Source organism: Sphaerisporangium flaviroseum (genome assembly GCF_039537005.1).
GTDB classification, from domain to species: domain Bacteria; phylum Actinomycetota; class Actinomycetes; order Streptosporangiales; family Streptosporangiaceae; genus Sphaerisporangium; species Sphaerisporangium flaviroseum.
In genome coordinates, this window is sequence record NZ_BAAAZR010000018.1 from 2,078 (window position 1) to 18,176 (window position 16,099).

The following is a 16,099-nucleotide window of genomic DNA, read 5'->3' on the forward strand; positions in this document are numbered from 1 at the left end:
TCACCTGGTCGGCGAGCGCCTGGAGCTTCGCGGGACGCATGCCGTGGACCGGCCGGGGCCCGAGGAGCTCGGTGAGCAGCTTGTCGTGGACATCCTCACGCCAGGGCATGCCGTCGTGGCCCATCTCGGCGGCGATCAACGCCCCGGCGGACTCGGCGGCCACCAGCAACCGGAAGCGGCTCGGGCTCTCGGTGGCCTCGATCCTCCGGAGCTGGTCGGTGTAGACCTCGGTGACGTCGATTTCGGCGGGCTCCGGCTCGAACAGCGTGTCCTGCACGGCATGAGGGCCCGCCGCGTCGTCGGGGACGGGCAGGCCGCGCAGCCTGGCGTAAGCGGCCTGCGCCGACCTGGGCTCGCCGTACCTGCCCTCGTGGCCGAGGAGCAGGGACTCGGTGAGCGTCAGGTCGTGGCAGCGCGCGAGGCGCACATCACGGGCGAGGAGCGTGGGATAGATGGCCCGGGTGTCGGCCCAGACCCAGCGGGGCCGCGAGGCACGCTCCAGCGCGCCCATGGCGTTCGCGAGGTCGCCGACGCGCCTGGCGTCTTCCCCCATCGGTCGCAGCGTGCCGCCCTCGGCGTCCGCCGTCACCGCGATCCGCATACCGGGAGACTATCCGAACCCACCGACGGTCTTCGATCACAGTTTCGAGTGGCCGTACCCCGGCCGCCCGTCCTGACGGCGATCCCGGTGGCGCGTTGCGCGCGTGGGGGCGGAAGGTCGAGTCTGATCACATGCTTGCGTTGATCAGGGCGTCTCATCCGGGCCCCACGGTGGTCGTCACGGCGGCGGGATGCGCTCTCGCCGTCGGTGTCGGGAGGGGCGGGGGCGGCGCCGTACTGGTCGGCGCCGCCGTGCTGGCCGGCCAGTTGTCGATCGGATGGAGCAACGACTGGATCGACCGTACGCGGGACCGTGCCATCGGCCGGGCGGACAAGCCGCTCACCGGTGGCTCCGTGGCGCCCCGCACGGTGGCGGTCGCCGCGTTCACCGCGCTGGCCCTGTGCGTGCCGCTGTCGCTCGCCAGTGGCGTCCTGGCCGGAGTGGTGCACCTCGCCGCCGTCGCCTGCGGATGGCTGTACAACCTCCGTCTGAAGGCCGGCCCGGCTTCCCCGCTGCCCTTCGCGCTGGCCTTCGGCCTGCTGCCGGCGTTCGTGACCCTTGGCTTGCCCGGGCGGCCCTGGCCGGAGTGGTGGGCGCTGCTGGCAGGGGCGCTGCTGGGCATGGGCGCTCATTTCGCCAACGTCCTTCCGGACCTGCCCGACGACCTCGCCCTCGGGGTGCGGGGGCTGCCCCAGCGACTCGGGCCCACCCGGGCACGGCTTGGGGCCGCCCTTCTCCTGGTGGCCGCGTCCGTGGTCATCGCGCTGGCTCCGGAGGATCGCGGCCCGGTCGCCGTGGTGGGCCTCGGTGCGGTCGCGCTCGTGCTCGCCGTGAGCCTGCCGCTGGCCAGGCGTTCGCTGCGGCAGGCCGCGTTCGCCGTGACCGTGGCCGTGGCCGCGATCGACGTGACGATGTTCGTCGCCCAAGGAGGCCATCTGGTGTGATCACGTGGCGGCCCGGCGCGCCCGCCGGTGACGCAGCGAACGCGCCCGCCGGTGACACGGCAAAAGGCCCTGATCACGATCTCTCGCGATCAGGGCCTTTCGTGGTAGCGGGGGTAGGATTTGAACCTACGACCTCTGGGTTATGAGCCCAGCGAGCTACCGAGCTGCTCCACCCCGCGTCGGCTTGCATTTAAAGACTATCGGGCCCGCAGAGCACTGGCAAATCAATGCCCTCGATGTTCTGGGTCCGGTAGACCGGCGCCGGTCTACCGGACCCAGAAAACCGCTATGAGCTCGGTGTCGGCGACGGGGTGGGAGTCGCCGCCGGCGTGGCGGTGGTCGCCGCCGCGGCCGAGGGCACCGGAGTGGGCGTCACCGTCGGCGTGGCGGTGGGAGTGGCGGTCGGGCTCGACTTCTGCTTGCCCAACGCGTTCTCCAACTGCTTCAGTGCCTCGGCGAGCCGCTTCTGCGCCTCGCCGTACGCCGCGAAGTCACCGCCCTTGATCGCCTTCTGGCCGTCGTCGTACGCCTTCTGGACGTTGTCGAAGGCATTGGCGAGATCGGTCGTGACGCCCGGTGTCGCCGGTTGGTTGGGCGTCGTCGGAACGGTCGGCGTCTGCTGGCCCTGGCCGAACACCTGGTCGAGCGCGTCCTTCAGCGTGGTGCCGATGCCGACGTCCGAGCCGAACATGACCAGCACCCTGGCCAGGGTGGGATACCGCGCGGAGTTCTGCACCTTGGGCTGGACGTAGACGGGCTCGACGTACAGCAGGCCTCCGCCGAACGGCAGGGTCAGCAGGTTGCCGTTGAGCGTCTCGGTCGTGCCGCCGATCCGCAGGTCGTTCAGGACGCTGGCGGCCTTCGTGTCGAAGGTGTTCTGCGCCTGTTTAGGACCGGGGATCGTGGTGTCGCTCGGTAGCTGCAAGATTTTGATCTTCGTACCGGCGGCGCCCGTCGCGTCCACCGCCATGAAGGCCGCCAGGTTGTCCCGGTTGTTCGGCACCATGGTGGTGGTCAGCGAGAACCGCGGCTCCGTCTCGTTCGGCATCCTCAGCGTCACGTAGTACGGAGGCTGCTTGGTCTTCGAGCTGGCCGGGTCCTCCGGGACCTTCCAGAAGTCCTGGCCGCCGTAGAAGGCGTTCGCGTCGGTGACGTGGTAGTTCCCGAGGATGTCGCGCTGCACCTTGAACAGGTCTTCGGGGTAGCGCAGGTGCTCCATGAGCTGGGGCGAGATCTCCGACTTGGGCTTGATGACGCCGGCGAAGGCCTTCTGCCAGGTCTGGAGCAGCGGGTCCTTGTCGTCCCACGCGTAGAGCGAGACGGTGCCGTCGTAGGCGTCCACCGTCGCCTTGACCGAGTTGCGGATGTAGTTGATGTGGTCGCGCGGTTGCTGGGGGGTCAGCAGCCTGTCGGTCGAGGTGTCACGGGTCATGTCCCCGAAGCTGCGACGCTCGGAGTAGGGGTAGTCCTCGGACATGGTGTAACCGTCGACGATCCACAGGATGCGGCCGTTGACCACCGCGGGGTAGGGGTCGCCGTCGAGCGTGAGGAACGGGGCCACCTGCTGGACGCGCTCGCGCGGCTCACGGTTGTACAGGATGCGCGACTTGTCGTTGATGTCCGACGACAGGAGCAGGTTCGTCTCGCTGTACTTGCCGGCGTAGAGCAGGCGGGTGAAGAAGTTCCCGATGGGGACCCCGCCCTTGCCGGTGTAGGTGAAGTTCTCCTGGCCGCTGCCCTGTCCGGTGTTGCTCTGCTCGGGGAAGTCGAGCTCGATCTTCTTGCCGCCGCCGACGATCGAGTACTCCGGGGAGTTCTCGCCGAAGTAGATGCGCGGCTCGAAGGTGCCCAGCCCGTTCGTGGGCGGGATGTCCTTCACGATGAAGTCGGGCTTGCCCTGGGGGTCGGTCTTGCTGCCCGGACCGGCGACGAACCCGAAACCGTGGGTGTAGACCAGGTGGTCGTTGATCCAGTTGCGGTCGGGCGGCTGGCCGATCTCGCGGACCGCGACGACGGTGTCACGGGAGACTCCATCGATCTTGTAGCGGTCGACGTCGAGCTGGTCGGGGAACTGGTAGTAGCCCTTGATCTGCTGGAGCTGCTCGAAGGTCGGGGACAGCACGGTCGGGTCGAGCAGGCGCACGCCCGGGATCGTCGAGACCTCGCTCTGGAGCTCCTGCTGGGTGCCCTGCGTCTTCGCGCTGTACGGAGCGACCTCCGTGGACGCGACACCGTAGGCGTCTCTGGTCGCCTCGATGTTGCGCTTGATGGAGTCCTGCTCCTTGCTCTGCTGGTTCGGCTTGACCTGGAACTGCTCGACGAGCACCGGGTAGACGCCGCCGACCAGGACGGCCGAGAGCACGAGAAGCCCCAAGCCGACACCGGGAAGCATGCCGCCGGGCCGGATGACCCCGGCGAAGAACAGGGCGGCACAGATCAGCGCGATGATCGCCAGGATGCTCTTGGCCGGCATCACGGCGTTGACGTCGGTGTACGACGCCCCGAACACCTTGCCCCGGTCGGAGAAGACCAGGCCGAACCGGTCGACCCAGTACGCGATGGCCTTGAGGAGCACGAAGAGGCCGACCAGCACAGACAGGTGGATCCGGGCGGCGCGCGTGGCGTGCACACCGGGCGACTGCAACCGCAGGCCGCCGTACAGGTAGTGGACGATCGCCGCGACGATGATCGAGATGATGACCGCTGTGAAGAGGAACGTGAGCACCATCCGGATGAACGGATAGGTGAACATGAAGAATGAGATGTCCATCTTGAACAGCGGATCAGGCCTGTCGAATGACGACCCGTTGAGCCAGAGCAGCCAGGTCTTCCACTGCCCCGCGGTCGAGGAGCCGGTGAACAGGCCCAGCACCGCCAGCCCGAGGATGAAGACCATCTTGCGGTGCGGGTCGACCGCCGCGCGGTAGCGGTCGGCGCCCTGCGAGGATGCCCCGCCGAACATGCCGATCCCGAACAGGGGCCGCGCGCGGTAGGCGAGGATCATGTTGCCGCCGACGATGCCCGCCATCAACAGCGCGCCGAAGACGAAGAGCAGCAACTGGGTCACCAGCATGGTCGAGAACACCGAGGTGTACCCGACCGAGTCGAACCAGAGCCAGTCGGTGAAGATACCGGCGAACACGAAGAAGAAGATGACGAGCACGATCAAAGTGATCGCGACGGGAACGAGAAGCCGGGGCCGGCGGGGCAATCGCATCGCCCGACCCGCGCCGGGGTTCCGGAAGGTCAAGGCCCACCCCTAGATTTCACGAGTAACGGTCCGTGTCTGGCAACCTACACCGGTGGTGAAGAGGTCGTGCTCCGAGCCCTGAGCACGGTCAGGCCACAACTTGCGGCCGGCCCGTGGACCGCCGTTCCGCGGGGGAAAGGACGGGGGACACGGCTCGAAAGACGCGCGACGCCACCGGATGGGACGTGCGCGTACACGTGGCCCAACGCCTCGGACACGCGGCGGGTTCCCCGCCACGGGACCCGGCCGCGTCATGGGGCCGAACAACTCGCCACTTGCCCCGAGCCCGTGCGCAGCGCGTCGATGGCCTTGACGGCCTCGTGCATCGTGCCCACCTTCACCAGGCGCAGCCCCTTCGGCACCGCCTGGAGGGCGTCGTCGCAGTTGTCGGCGGGCGTCAGGAACACCGTGGCACCGGTGTTCCGCGCGCCGACCATCTTCTGCTGGATGCCGCCGATCGCGCCGACCTTGCCGTCGGGGGTGATCGTGCCGGTGCCGGCGATGGACGTGCCGCCCGTGAGCGGGCCCGGGGTGAGCTTGTCGTAGATGCCGAGCGAGAACATCAGGCCCGCGCTTGGCCCGCCCACGTCACCGACGTTGACGTTCACGGTGAACGGGAACTTGAACTGGGTGCCCATCATCACGCCGACGATGGAGCCGTTGCCGCCGGCCACCGTGTCGACCTCAACGGTGGCCGGCTTGCCGTCGCGCTCGATGGCGAAGGTCACAGGCTCCCCCGGCTTGTGCTTGCGCACCCCGGCCGCGACCTCGTCGATCGTGTGCACCGGCGTGCCGTCGACCGCGGTGATCTGGTCGTTGCGGCGCAGCTTGCCGTCGGCGGGCTTGCCCTTCTGCGTCGAGGCCACCGCCACGACGACCTTGATGGGGATCTTCAGCTCGTTCAGCGCCGCGGCGGTCGCGTCCTGCTGGGAGGTGCTCATCTCCTGGGTGTTCTGCTGCTCCACCTCTTTGACCGACACGGCCTTGGGGAAGATCGTCTCTTCGGGGACGACGGCGACGGTCGGGTCCATCCAGCCGCGCAGTGCGGTGAACAGGTCGATGTGCGCTTCGGGGTCGCCCTGATAGGCCACGGTGACCAGGCTGAGCTTGCCTGAGGTGGGATAGGTCTGACGTCCCGAGATGCTGATGACCGGCTTGCCCTTGACCTCGCCGAGGGTGTTCTCCGTCGGACCGGGGCTCAGCGCGACGTACGGCACAGGCAGCAGCGCGCCGGCGCCGCCGAGCAGGAGCGTGAGCACGCCCGCAACCAACAACGTCAGACGTCGGGACATGGTGGCAACTCTATGCGCTCACCGCGACCACGGTTACGCGGACACACACAGGGCGGACATCCAGGTCAATCACAATCCCGAAGACGGCGGATCGCCTGCTCAGAGGCGGTGAGCGCACCGATCACAGGGGGGTGCCGAGGCGGGGAAGACCCAGGTCAGTCGCAGGCCCCGACCCACTCGGCGGACCCGTCGGCGAAGATCTGGTGTTTCCAGATCGGCACTTCGCCCTTGAGGTCGTCGATCAGGCGCCGTGCGGCCTCGAAGGCCTCGCCCCGGTGCGCGGCGGCCACCGCGACGATCACCGCGAGGTCGCCCAGCCTCAGGTCGCCCACTCGGTGGACGGCCGCGAGCGCGACCACCGGGAAGTCGGCGGCGACCTTCTCCGCCACCCGGCGCAGTTCCGCCTCCGCGCTCGGATGCGCGGAGTAGGACAGCAGGGTGACGGGCTTGCCGTGGTCCTGATTCCGCACGGTGCCGACGAACAGCGTCGTACCGCCTGCCCCATGGTCGCCGACAGCCCCGAGAACCTCGTCCACGGAGAGCGGAGTGTCTCGAATGCCCAGCAATCGGATGGCGTTCACGGCACGAGACTACTCCGCCCTCCGGACACCGCCCGGGAACCCCAGGCCCGAGCCGGTAGGCGAATCGGCCGCCTAGATCCGCCGCTTGCGCCGGGCCCGGCGGACGATGGCGGCGGTGCCGATCACCGCGACGGTGGCGCCCGCGGCGGTGAGCGTGGCGTCCTTGCCGGACAGGCGGCGGCCGACGACCGCGTGCTTGCCCTCGCGCAGCTCCAGCAGTTGGCGGAACGCGGCCTCGTTGGTCCACGCCGGCTTCCATCCGGCCGCACGCAGCGACGCTCCGTCGACCACCCATGGGTAGACGACGTAGTGCAGGTCCGTGGCGGGGGCCGGAGTGATGCCCAGCCGGTGCAGCCGCTGTGCCGTGCCGAACGTCACCCCGGCGGGGAGCTCGAACCGCCGCAGGCCGGACAGCTCCTCGACCTGCTCCATCTCTAGCCATCCGTCGCTGCCGACGGTCACCACACCGGAGACCAGGCCGAGCGCCGCGACCTCCAGGGCAGAGACCAGGTCCTCGACGTGGCAGAACTGCCAGCGTGGCGCCGATCCCTTGACGGTGAGCAGGCGCGGCGCCTCGAAGTGGCGCGTGACGACCGTGTCCACTCCCGGCCCCACCACGGCGGCCGGGCGCAGCACCGTCACCTCCAGGCCCGGGTGGCTGCGCAGGCAGCGCCGTACGAGCGCCTCGATCTCCAGGTGGTCGCCGACGACGCCGGAGTCCGGCTCGGCGGCCACCGGGGCGTCCTCGGGCAGCGGGACCGGATTGTCCGGCACCGCCCCGTAGACCATGGCGCTGGTCACGAGCACGACCCGCCGTACCCTGGCGGCGGCCGAGGCCGTGAGCACGGTCTGCGTGGCCCGGAGGTTGTAGGCGCGGCGCTCGGCCGGGTCCGCGTCGAGGGTGTAGTCGGCGGCGAGATGGACCAGCACGTCCACATCGGAGATGCGGTTCGCCAAGAGCGGATCTCTGACGTCGAGCACCCGCCAGGTGACGCCCGGGACGTCACCCCGCTGATCGTCGATCGCCACCACACGGCGGAAATCCGCAGACGAGGCGACCCGGGAGAGAAACTCTCTCCCCAGCCCTGCAGCCGCGCCGGTGACGGCGACGACCGGTGGCCGGAGGCGTTTCGAGGTAGGCACGAGGTCCTCACTTTGCACTGATCCGCCCTACGACGGATAACGTGGCGGATGTGGACTCCTCCATCCTGCACGAGGTAGAGCGGTGACTGACCTGCCAGGTCGCGAAAACGACCCCAACGAGAATCCGTTCGCGATGTTCGGCGATCCGGAGCAGATGGCCGCGGCCATGCGCCAGTTCGCCGACATGCTGTCGGCCCCGGCGGGCACCGGGCCCGTCAATTGGGATATGGCCAAGAACATCGCGCGCCACGCCGTGGTCGCCGAAGGTGATCCGAGCGTCATGGAAGGCGAGCGCCGTCAGATCGTCGACGCGCTGCGCCTCGCCGACCTCTGGCTGAACGAGGTCACCGAGCTGCCGAGCGGAGTGACCAACCCGGAGGCCTGGAGCCGTTCCGAGTGGATCGAGAAGACGGTCCCGGTCTGGAAACAGCTGTGCGACCCGATCGCCGAGCGCATGGTCGACACCATGGGCGGCACTCTGGGCGCGGCGGGTCTGGGGGCTGAGGGCCAGGCCATGGCCGCGCAGCTCGGGCCGCTCATGGGCATGATGCGCCAGATGGGCGGCATGATGGTCGGCAGCCAGATCGGCCAGGCCCTCGGCACGCTCGCCCCCGAGGTCATCGGCTCGTCCGACATCGGGCTGCCGCTCTCCGAGACCGCGGCCCTGCTGCCCGGCGGCATCGCCGCGTTCAGCCACGGCCTGGAGATGCCCTCCGAGGAGATCCGGCTGTACCTGGCGCTCAGGGAGGCGGCACACCACCGCCTGTTCCAGCACGTCCCCTGGCTGCGCACCCAGCTGTTCGGCGCGGTCGAGGAGTACGCCAAGGGCATCACGGTGGACACCTCCGCGCTGGAGGAGCAGATCCGCGGGCTCGACATCAGCAACCCCGAGCAGATCCAGGAGGCTCTGAGCGGCGGCGCGCTGCTCAAGCCCGAGGACACCGAGCGTCAGAAGGCCGCGCTGGTGCGGCTGGAGACCATCCTGGCGCTGGTCGAGGGCTGGGTCGGCACGGTGGCCGACGCCGCCGCCCAGGGCAAGCTGCCCTCCGTCGCGTCCCTGTCGGAGACCGTCCGGCGCCGGCGCGCGACCGGAGGCCCGGCGGAGCGCACCTTCTCCACCCTCGTCGGGCTGGAGTTGCGCCCCCGGCGGCTGCGCGAGGCGGCCGCGCTCTGGCAGGCGCTCGCCGCCGACCGGGGCATCGAGGGGCGCGACGCGGTGTGGTCCCACCCCGACCTCATGCCGACCGCGACCGACCTGGACGATCCCCAGGCCTTCGTCCGGGGTGAGGCCAGGCTCGACCTCTCGGCGTTCGAGGACCAGGTGAAGCCCGACGAAGGCGGGACTTCGGACAGGCCCGACACCGGGCCTCCCGAGAAGCCCTCCGACGGTGGCACGAGGGAACCCGGCGACCAGTGACGTTGCGTGACGAGGCGCGGGCGGCGCTGGCCCGGTGGACGGCGCCCACTCCCACCGAGGAGGCGCTCCGCGAGCAGTTCCTGGAGCACCTGCACACCCGCGATGACGCGATGTGGCGGTCATGCGTGCCCGGCCACCTCACGGCCACCACGGCGGTGCTGTCCCACGACGGCGGCAAGGTGCTGCTCACGTTGCATCCCAAGGCGGAGATGTGGCTGCCCATGGGCGGGCACTGCGAGGTCTCCGACACCTCGCTCGAGGAGGCCGCGCTGCGCGAGGCCACCGAGGAGTCCGGCATCCCGGGGCTCAGGCTCCTGCCTGGGCCGCTCGCCCTCGACCGGCATCAGGTCTGGTGCCATCCGCCCCACAGCTGGCATCTCGACGTCGAGTACGGCGCGGTGGCGCCGCCGGGGGCCGAGTTCGTGATCAGTGACGAGTCGCTCGACCTGCGATGGGTGCCGGTGGACGACATCCCCGAGCCGACCGACGAGGCGACCCGCCGCCTCGCCCGGCGGGCGCGATCACTCCTGCTGTCCTGACGGAGGCCCGCCCGGCCGGTGGCGGCTTTGACATCGGCCCTTTCGCGCTGACACGCTGCCGGTCGCCCCGGTTTCTTCACGCGGTTCATACATCCGGTGGATAGGGTCGGAGATCGAAACACCGAGGCTGAGCCGGGGGATGGGTGAACACCACGACCGAGACACCGGTGGGCGGCGTGATCGTGACCCCGTCCCGGCGAGGGTTGCTTCATCGGCGCGTGCCGGGGAAGCTCGCGTGGCTCGCGGTGACGCCGTTCGCCGCCTGGGCCGTGGCACGATTGGGCGGGCTGGAGCGTGGATCGTTCCCCGCACAGATCATGAGCGCCACGCCGTACGCCGCCGCGGGCTCTCTGCTTCCGTTGCTTCTCTCCGTCCTGTCCCGGAAGAAGGCGGTGACCGCGGTCGCGTTCGCGACGACCGCGGCTCTGGGGTTCAGCGTCCTCCCCCGCGCCTTCGGGGAAGCGCAGACCGCCCCCGGACGGCCGTTCACGCTGCTCACGGCGAACCTCTTCTTCGGCCGCGGTGACGCGGGCACCGTGGTCGACCTGGTCCGCAGGCACCGTCCCGACATCCTCAGCACCCAGGAGCTGACCCCGGGGGCCGTGGAGGATCTCGACGCGGCCGGGCTGAAGGAGCTGATGCCCTACCGCGTCCTGGAGGACGAGTGGAACGCGGCGGGCAGCGGCATCTACTCCAGCCACCCGATCACCCAGCTGAAGGGGCTGTTCCCGGTGATCGGCCACAACATGCCGGCGGTCAAGCTGACGATGCCGGGGGGAGCCGAGGTGGAGGTCGTCGACGTGCACACCCTTCCCCCGCTCGGCCGCCAGATCTTCGCGTGGACCGAAGGGCTCCGGGCGCTGCCGCCGGGGCCGGCCTCGGGACCGTTCCGCATCCTCGCCGGCGACTTCAACGCGAGCCTCGACCATGCCGAGATGCGAAGGCTGGTCGGGCGCGGGTACCACGACGCCGGCGACATCACGGGCGGCGGCCTCACCCCGACGTGGCCGGCCAACAAACGGGTCCCGCCGCTGATCACGATCGACCATGTGCTGGTCGACCAGCGCATCTCCGTACGGAACTACCAGGTGTACGACGTGCCGGGCACCGATCATCGCGCTGTGCTGACCGAGCTCACCTTGCCGACCACGCCCTGACAGGGCGAGCGTCCGCGACGGGTGCGGCGTTCACGGGGCCGGGCTGGGCACGACGGCGACCGGGCGGCGTCGCTGGTCAGGCCGGGCAGACAGGTCTCAGGCGCTGAGCAGGGCCCTGGTGTTGTCCCAGCCTTCGAGTCCGGGGTCGAGCCGGGCCAGGTCGCCGGGGGTGCGCAGCCGGTGCCAGCCGGGCCCGGTGGCGACCATCCGGCTCCCCGGGGCTTGGGCGCGGAGGCGGGCCACCACGTCGGGGTCGTCCAGGCCCGCGGTGGCCCAGGCCGGGAACGGCAGCCGCGCGGCCATCGCGACCGCACCGCCGCCGGCGGCCGGGCAGACGGCGACGGGGGCACGTCCGAGCTCGCGGAAGAGCTTGCCGATCAGCAACGGAGGCAGGTCGGGCGCGTCGCCGCCGATGACCACCGCCTCCTCTCCGTGCGGCCGGAGCGCCGCGAACGCCTCGGTCAGGCCGGCGGAGTCGGGGATGGAGATCACGCGGGTGCCCGGCCAGGCCAGGTCCTCCAGCCCGGCGACACCGGCGGCGAGGATCACCGGCTCGACCAGGTCGAGCCCGGCCACGACCTCGTAGGTGTCCTCGGCCAGGGCGAGCAGGAATTCCTCGGGGTCGACCCCGGGTGGCGCCGCCTTGCCCATCGCCGGTGTGACCAGGACCGCGGCGAGCCTCAACACTCTTCCACTGATCCGTTGGCGGCCATGGAGTAGCCCTCCAGGAAGCCACGCGCACGCTCGGCCCGGGGATAGCGCTCGACCAGCGCCCAGAACCGGGGACCGTGGCTCGGGACCAGCAGGTGTACCAGCTCATGCATGATCACGTAGTCGACCACCCAGGCGGGCATGCCACGCAGGCGGGTCGAGAGCCGGATGGTGCCGTGGTCAGGAGTGCACGACCCCCAGCGGTGTCGTTGGTTCTCCGCCCAGCGCACGCTGGAGGGCATCGCCCTGTCGTCGAGGTAGCGTGCTGCCAGATCGCGGGCCCGCTCCAGGAGGTCATCGTCGCTCGGGCGTCGCCGCTGCTCCTTGGCGGCGAGCCGATCGAGCATCCGGCGCACCCATTGTTCTTCATCTATCCTGCTCAGACCGGCAGGAAGCAGCACGATCGTCTTGTCGCCATCGCGGTATGCGGATACGGTCCGCCGTCGGCGTGCACTCCGGCGGACCTCGACTGTCTCGGGGGGCACATATGAACGGTAGCTGAGACTCCTGGGATTCCACAGGGGGGGAATCACGTTTTCCCTGGTCAATCCGCGTTCGCCCAATGTTCGCCTGGGACGGTGCTCACATAGGTCCCATGGGACACGTGAGTCCACGCCACGACCGCCGTATCCCCTGAGTTATCCACAGGTGGGTACAACGCGGCCCGGTCGAGGGCGGGGTTGTGCCAGGCTGCGCGATCGTGACCTCGCCACTCCATGACGCACCCCCCGCACGGCAGGCTCCTCGCGAGCCCGTCCGGCCGCGGCTGAAGCCGGCTCTGCGCCGCCTCCACCGTGACGACCACACCCTCCAGCTGGGCGTTCATCCGCTCCGCGCGGTCGTGCTTACCGATCTGGAGCCTCGCATGCGCCGGTTCGTCGAGAGCCTCGACGGCACGCGCACGCTCGATGAGCTGGTCTCCCGCGGCGATCTCGACGAGACCACCGTACGCCAGGTCGTGCGCCTGCTGACCGAGCGGGGCGTGCTCGACGACGCGTCCGTCAGGCCCGAGCCGTTGCGCGGGCTGACCGCCGCCGAGCGCGACCGGCTCGGGCCCGATCTCGACGCCCTTTCCCTGTCGGCCGCCGACGCGGGCGACGGAGGGCTCACGGCGCTGGAGCGCCGCCGCCGGGCCTACGTGCGGGTGTACGGCGCCGGCCGGGTCGGCGCCCAGATCGTCGTCCTGCTCGCCGCCTCGGGCGTCGGCCATCTGTGCGTGATCGATCCGGGCACCACACGGCACCAGGACGTCGTCCCTGGCGGGCTGTCCTTCGCGGAGGTCGGGCGCGGCCGGGAGGACGGCGCGGTGGCGGCCGCGCTCCGCATGGCGCCGGGCGTCAACGCCTGGACGGGCCGTACGGCCTCCCAGCTCACCGACGGGGCCCACCGTCCCGACCTCGTCGTCCTGGCCCCGGTCGGGCCGCTCGACGTGGTGGTGCCCCGCGACCTGGTGGCGCTGGGCATCCCTCACCTGCTCGTGACCGCCGGTGAGGGCGTCGGATCGGTCGGGCCGCTCGTGCTTCCAGGGCGCACTTCATGCCTGCGCTGCCTGGAGCTGACCCGGCGTGACCGCGACCCGTCGTGGCCGGTCGTCGGCGCGCGCCTGGGCGGTTTCCCGGCGGGGGAGATCGCGTGTGACACGGTGCTGTCAACGCTGGTCGCGGCCCAGGCGACGGGTCATGTTCTGGGTTCTGTCGACGGCCTCACACCCACTGTGACCAATAGCACAGTTGACGTAATGCCTGATTGGCGTTGGAAAAAACGCTCGTGGAGCGTTCATCCGCTATGTCGTTGTAGTCGAAACGACTTCGGTCCGCTAACAATGGTCGCGTGAGTGACTTCCCCCAACACGCCGTGACGCGGTCCGCCAAGCTGGCGACGCTCCCTCTTGGGTTCGCCGGCCGCACCGCTCTCGGGCTGGGCAAAAGGATCGGTGGGAAGTCCGCCGAAATCGTCGCCCAGGAGATCCAGCAGCGCACCTCCGAGCAGGTCTTCCGTGTCCTCGGGGAGCTCAAGGGCGGGGCGATGAAGCTCGGCCAGGCTCTGTCGATCTTCGAGGCCGCGCTGCCGCCCGAGGTCGCCGGGCCCTACCGCGCGACGTTGACCAAGCTGCAGGACGCGGCGCCCCCGCTTCCCGTGTCCACGGTGCACGCGGTGCTGACCGAGCAACTCGGCGACGGCTGGCGGGAGCACTTCCAGCGGTTCGACGACACTCCCACCGCCGCGGCCTCGATCGGCCAGGTGCACAAGGCCGTCTGGCACGACGGCCGGGAGGTGGCCGTCAAGATCCAGTATCCCGGCGCGGGCAAGGCTCTGCTGGCCGACTTCAAGCAGCTCGCCAGGCTGGGCAAGCTCTTCGGGGCGCTGCTGCCGGGTCTCGACATCAAGGCCGTGCTCGGCGAGCTCAGGGAGCGCATCACCGAGGAGCTCGACTACCTGCGTGAGGCGGAGTCGCAGCACGCGTTCGCCACCGCGTACCACGACGACCCCGACTTCCTCGTGCCCGATGTCATCGCCGCCAACGAGCAGATCATCGTGACCGAGTGGATCGACGGCACACCGCTGTCCAAGATCATCTCCGCGGGCACCAAGAAGCAGCGCGACCGCGCCGGGCTGCTGTTGGTACGGTTCCTGTTCAGCTCCCCCGCGCGTGCCGGCATGCTGCACGCCGACCCACACCCCGGCAACTTCCGCGTGCTTCCCGACGGCCGCCTGGGAGTGCTCGACTTCGGCGCGGTCAACCGCATGCCCGACGGCTACCCCGAGGTGTTCGGCACGCTCACCCGCATCTTCAACAAGGGGGACATGGCGACCGTCGTCCAGGGGCTACGTGACGAGGGGTTCATCCGTCCCCACATCGAGGTCGACACCGAGGCGCTGCGCGCCTTCCTCGCCCCGTACGTCGAGCCGACGCAGGTCGAGGAGTTCACCTTCAGCCGCGAATGGCTCCAGCAGCAGGTCGCGACCGTCACCGATCTCCGCCCGACCAACGTCGTGCGCCAGCTCAACCTGCCGCCGTCGTATGTTCTGATCAACCGGGTTCACGCGGCCGGCATCGGGGTGCTGTGCCAGCTCGGCACCACGGCCCGCTTCCGCGACGAGGTGGTCCGCTGGGTGCCCGGCTTCGCCGACGACGACCCCGAAGACAGGGCCACGGCACTCGCCGCCTCGTAGATCCGCAACCGGACCTCGCTGCATCAAAGCAATCGATTCCAGCGGGTGCCGCTGAATGAATGCCGGGCCCACGGGGATGCGGCGTGAGAAAAGGCGGGGGCGGACCCCGGTGAATCGGGGTCCGCCCCATTTCCTGTTGTTCATACGATGATCCCGGCCGTGCCGCGAGCGGCCATGGTCACCGTGCCATCAGCTGATCAGGCCAGGCGGGCGAGGGCGTGCCGAAGGCGCATGGAGGCACGCTCCGCCTGCTTACGGGCCTTGTTCACCCGCATTATCCCGTTGGCGAGACGTTGCTCCTCGGCCTCGCGGTGAAGAGTTTGTATTCGGTCTCGTACCAATTCTTTGTGCATATAGGGAAGGTCGCTGGTCCAGCTGGTGTGAGTGTTCATCGATGTGGTCCTTCGCAGATCGTGGGTCGGTGGAAAGAATGCGAGGTGTTCAGGCCGCGACCGGGGTCTTCCGCGGGCGGCCCCTCGGCCTCTTCTTGGGAACGACGGTTCCCCGGATGACGAGCTCCCCGCCCCAGACGCCCCACGGCTCCTCGCGCTCCAGCGCGCGGGCCAGGCAGGTCTTCTGGATCGGGCACCCTCCGCAGAGGGCCTTGGCGAACTCGACGTCGTCGGGGGACTCGGCGAACCACAGGTCGGGGTCGGTACGACACGGGATATCGGCTTCGTCGACCAGGTCCATGGTCGTCCAAACCGCCATCTGCGTCACCTTTCTGTCTGCTGGTTGATCTGGTCGGTTACCTCTGGGTGGTCGGAATGGCGGCTGTACAACAAGAAGGCCGCGGATCCCTGGTACGGATCCGCGGCCTGGAGGCTCATTTTCAACCGGTCAGGTTATGACCGGTTGCCTCCAGGGTGGCGGACCCTGCACCCCACCATTGGCGGTGCTCTTGGTCTGCGCGTCGCCGACCGGGCCGTCGAAGATGGCCGGGTGGTCGGTGACCATGCCGGTGGTGTCGTAAGCGAAGGCGGCCTTGCCCAGGCGGACCTGAAGGAAGGCAGACTTCTCCTGTCGCAGTCGCGCCGGACCATCGGTCATCAGACCAAGGATTTCGGGCGTGATGATCGGGGCGGTGAAGCTCCGGGCACCCGCGACGGGAACGACGGTTTCGCTGCACAGGGAAGCGAGCCACGGCGTGGCGAACGTCGAATCCACGATCTTCTTCACGGGTGGTCACCTCCCTCTCGTGTGCGGGGTCGGACAGATGTCGTCCGACCGGCTTGGTCATGACTCTAAACGCGGACCGGGCAGCCCGGCAACATATTTTCTACCTGCGAT

General features: G+C 69.5%; 15 protein-coding genes, 1 tRNA gene and 1 pseudogene. 6 read left to right on the plus strand and 11 right to left on the minus strand.

The features are described 5' to 3' along the window. Nucleotides 1-601 (minus strand): annotated as a pseudogene (locus ABD810_RS23835) (bifunctional 3'-5' exonuclease/DNA polymerase); the annotation flags it as partial. 131 nt (nucleotides 602-732) lie between these two features. On the opposite strand from ABD810_RS23835, the gene ABD810_RS23840 reads away from it, so the two are divergent. After that, nucleotides 733-1,545 (plus strand): UbiA family prenyltransferase, encoded by an 813-nt coding sequence (locus ABD810_RS23840; protein ID WP_344944465.1) that lies wholly within the window; start codon nucleotides 733-735, stop codon nucleotides 1,543-1,545. Between the two features lie 102 nt (nucleotides 1,546-1,647). Here ABD810_RS23840 and ABD810_RS23845 read toward each other — a convergent pair. The 5 genes from ABD810_RS23845 to ABD810_RS23865 all read right to left on the minus strand — a co-directional run bounded on the left by ABD810_RS23845 (nucleotide 1,648) and on the right by ABD810_RS23865 (nucleotide 7,829). Beyond that, a tRNA-Met gene (locus tag ABD810_RS23845) sits at nucleotides 1,648-1,724 on the minus strand. Nucleotides 1,725-1,831: 107 nt separating this feature from the next. Then, nucleotides 1,832-4,762 carry a UPF0182 family membrane protein gene (locus ABD810_RS23850; RefSeq protein ID WP_344944467.1) on the minus strand — a complete coding sequence of 977 codons (2,931 nt, stop codon included), beginning with the start codon at nucleotides 4,760-4,762 and terminating at the stop codon, nucleotides 1,832-1,834. Nucleotides 4,763-5,046: 284 nt separating this feature from the next. Next, nucleotides 5,047-6,087 (minus strand): YlbL family protein, encoded by a 1,041-nt coding sequence (locus ABD810_RS23855; protein WP_344944471.1) that lies wholly within the window; start codon nucleotides 6,085-6,087, stop codon nucleotides 5,047-5,049. A gap of 155 nt (nucleotides 6,088-6,242) precedes the next feature. Continuing rightward, complete coding sequence (locus ABD810_RS23860; protein ID WP_344944473.1) at nucleotides 6,243-6,668, minus strand: molybdenum cofactor biosynthesis protein MoaE; 426 nt, start codon at nucleotides 6,666-6,668, stop codon at nucleotides 6,243-6,245. 72 nt (nucleotides 6,669-6,740) lie between these two features. Beyond that, nucleotides 6,741-7,829, minus strand: coding sequence for an NAD-dependent epimerase/dehydratase family protein (locus tag ABD810_RS23865; RefSeq protein WP_344944476.1), 1,089 nt, complete (start codon nucleotides 7,827-7,829; stop codon nucleotides 6,741-6,743). Nucleotides 7,830-7,893: 64 nt separating this feature from the next. Here ABD810_RS23865 and ABD810_RS23870 point away from each other — a divergent pair, with 64 nt between their 5' ends. The 3 genes from ABD810_RS23870 (at nucleotide 7,894) to ABD810_RS23880 (ending at nucleotide 10,924) form a co-directional block, all read left to right on the plus strand. Then, entirely contained in the window at nucleotides 7,894-9,228 is a 1,335-nt protein-coding gene (locus ABD810_RS23870; RefSeq protein WP_425566945.1) for a zinc-dependent metalloprotease, read from the plus strand. After that, nucleotides 9,225-9,767, plus strand: coding sequence for an NUDIX hydrolase (locus ABD810_RS23875; RefSeq protein WP_344944480.1), 543 nt, complete (start codon nucleotides 9,225-9,227; stop codon nucleotides 9,765-9,767). Before ABD810_RS23870 ends, ABD810_RS23875 begins: the two co-directional genes overlap by 4 nt. Before the next feature lie 143 nt (nucleotides 9,768-9,910). Continuing rightward, a complete protein-coding gene (locus ABD810_RS23880) occupies nucleotides 9,911-10,924 on the plus strand; it encodes an endonuclease/exonuclease/phosphatase family protein (RefSeq protein ID WP_344944483.1) in 1,014 nt (337 codons plus the stop codon). A gap of 96 nt (nucleotides 10,925-11,020) precedes the next feature. Here ABD810_RS23880 and ABD810_RS23885 read toward each other — a convergent pair whose 3' ends face one another. Further along, a complete protein-coding gene (locus ABD810_RS23885) occupies nucleotides 11,021-11,611 on the minus strand; it encodes a DUF2064 domain-containing protein (RefSeq protein WP_344944485.1) in 591 nt (196 codons plus the stop codon). Further along, complete coding sequence (locus tag ABD810_RS23890) at nucleotides 11,605-12,120, minus strand: M48 metallopeptidase family protein (RefSeq protein WP_344944488.1); 516 nt, start codon at nucleotides 12,118-12,120, stop codon at nucleotides 11,605-11,607. Before ABD810_RS23890 ends, ABD810_RS23885 begins: the two co-directional genes overlap by 7 nt. Nucleotides 12,121-12,335: 215 nt before the next feature. On the opposite strand from ABD810_RS23890, the gene ABD810_RS23895 reads away from it, so the two are divergent. Both ABD810_RS23895 and ABD810_RS23900 read left to right on the plus strand, forming a co-directional pair. Then, a complete protein-coding gene (locus tag ABD810_RS23895) occupies nucleotides 12,336-13,469 on the plus strand; it encodes a ThiF family adenylyltransferase (protein ID WP_344944491.1) in 1,134 nt (377 codons plus the stop codon). Next, entirely contained in the window at nucleotides 13,466-14,809 is a 1,344-nt protein-coding gene (locus tag ABD810_RS23900; protein WP_344944492.1) for an ABC1 kinase family protein, read from the plus strand. Before ABD810_RS23895 ends, ABD810_RS23900 begins: the two co-directional genes overlap by 4 nt. Nucleotides 14,810-15,006: 197 nt before the next feature. On the opposite strand, the gene ABD810_RS23905 is transcribed toward ABD810_RS23900, so the two are convergent. From ABD810_RS23905 to ABD810_RS23915, 3 genes are all read right to left on the minus strand, one after another. After that, nucleotides 15,007-15,201 carry a hypothetical protein gene (locus tag ABD810_RS23905; protein WP_344944495.1) on the minus strand — a complete coding sequence of 65 codons (195 nt, stop codon included), beginning with the start codon at nucleotides 15,199-15,201 and terminating at the stop codon, nucleotides 15,007-15,009. Between the two features lie 49 nt (nucleotides 15,202-15,250). Then, nucleotides 15,251-15,520 (minus strand): WhiB family transcriptional regulator, encoded by a 270-nt coding sequence (locus tag ABD810_RS23910; protein WP_344944498.1) that lies wholly within the window; start codon nucleotides 15,518-15,520, stop codon nucleotides 15,251-15,253. 129 nt (nucleotides 15,521-15,649) lie between these two features. Then, nucleotides 15,650-15,988: a hypothetical protein gene (locus ABD810_RS23915; RefSeq protein WP_344944501.1), complete on the minus strand. Its 339-nt coding sequence runs from the start codon at nucleotides 15,986-15,988 to the stop codon at nucleotides 15,650-15,652. Nucleotides 15,989-16,099 lie beyond the last annotated feature (111 nt).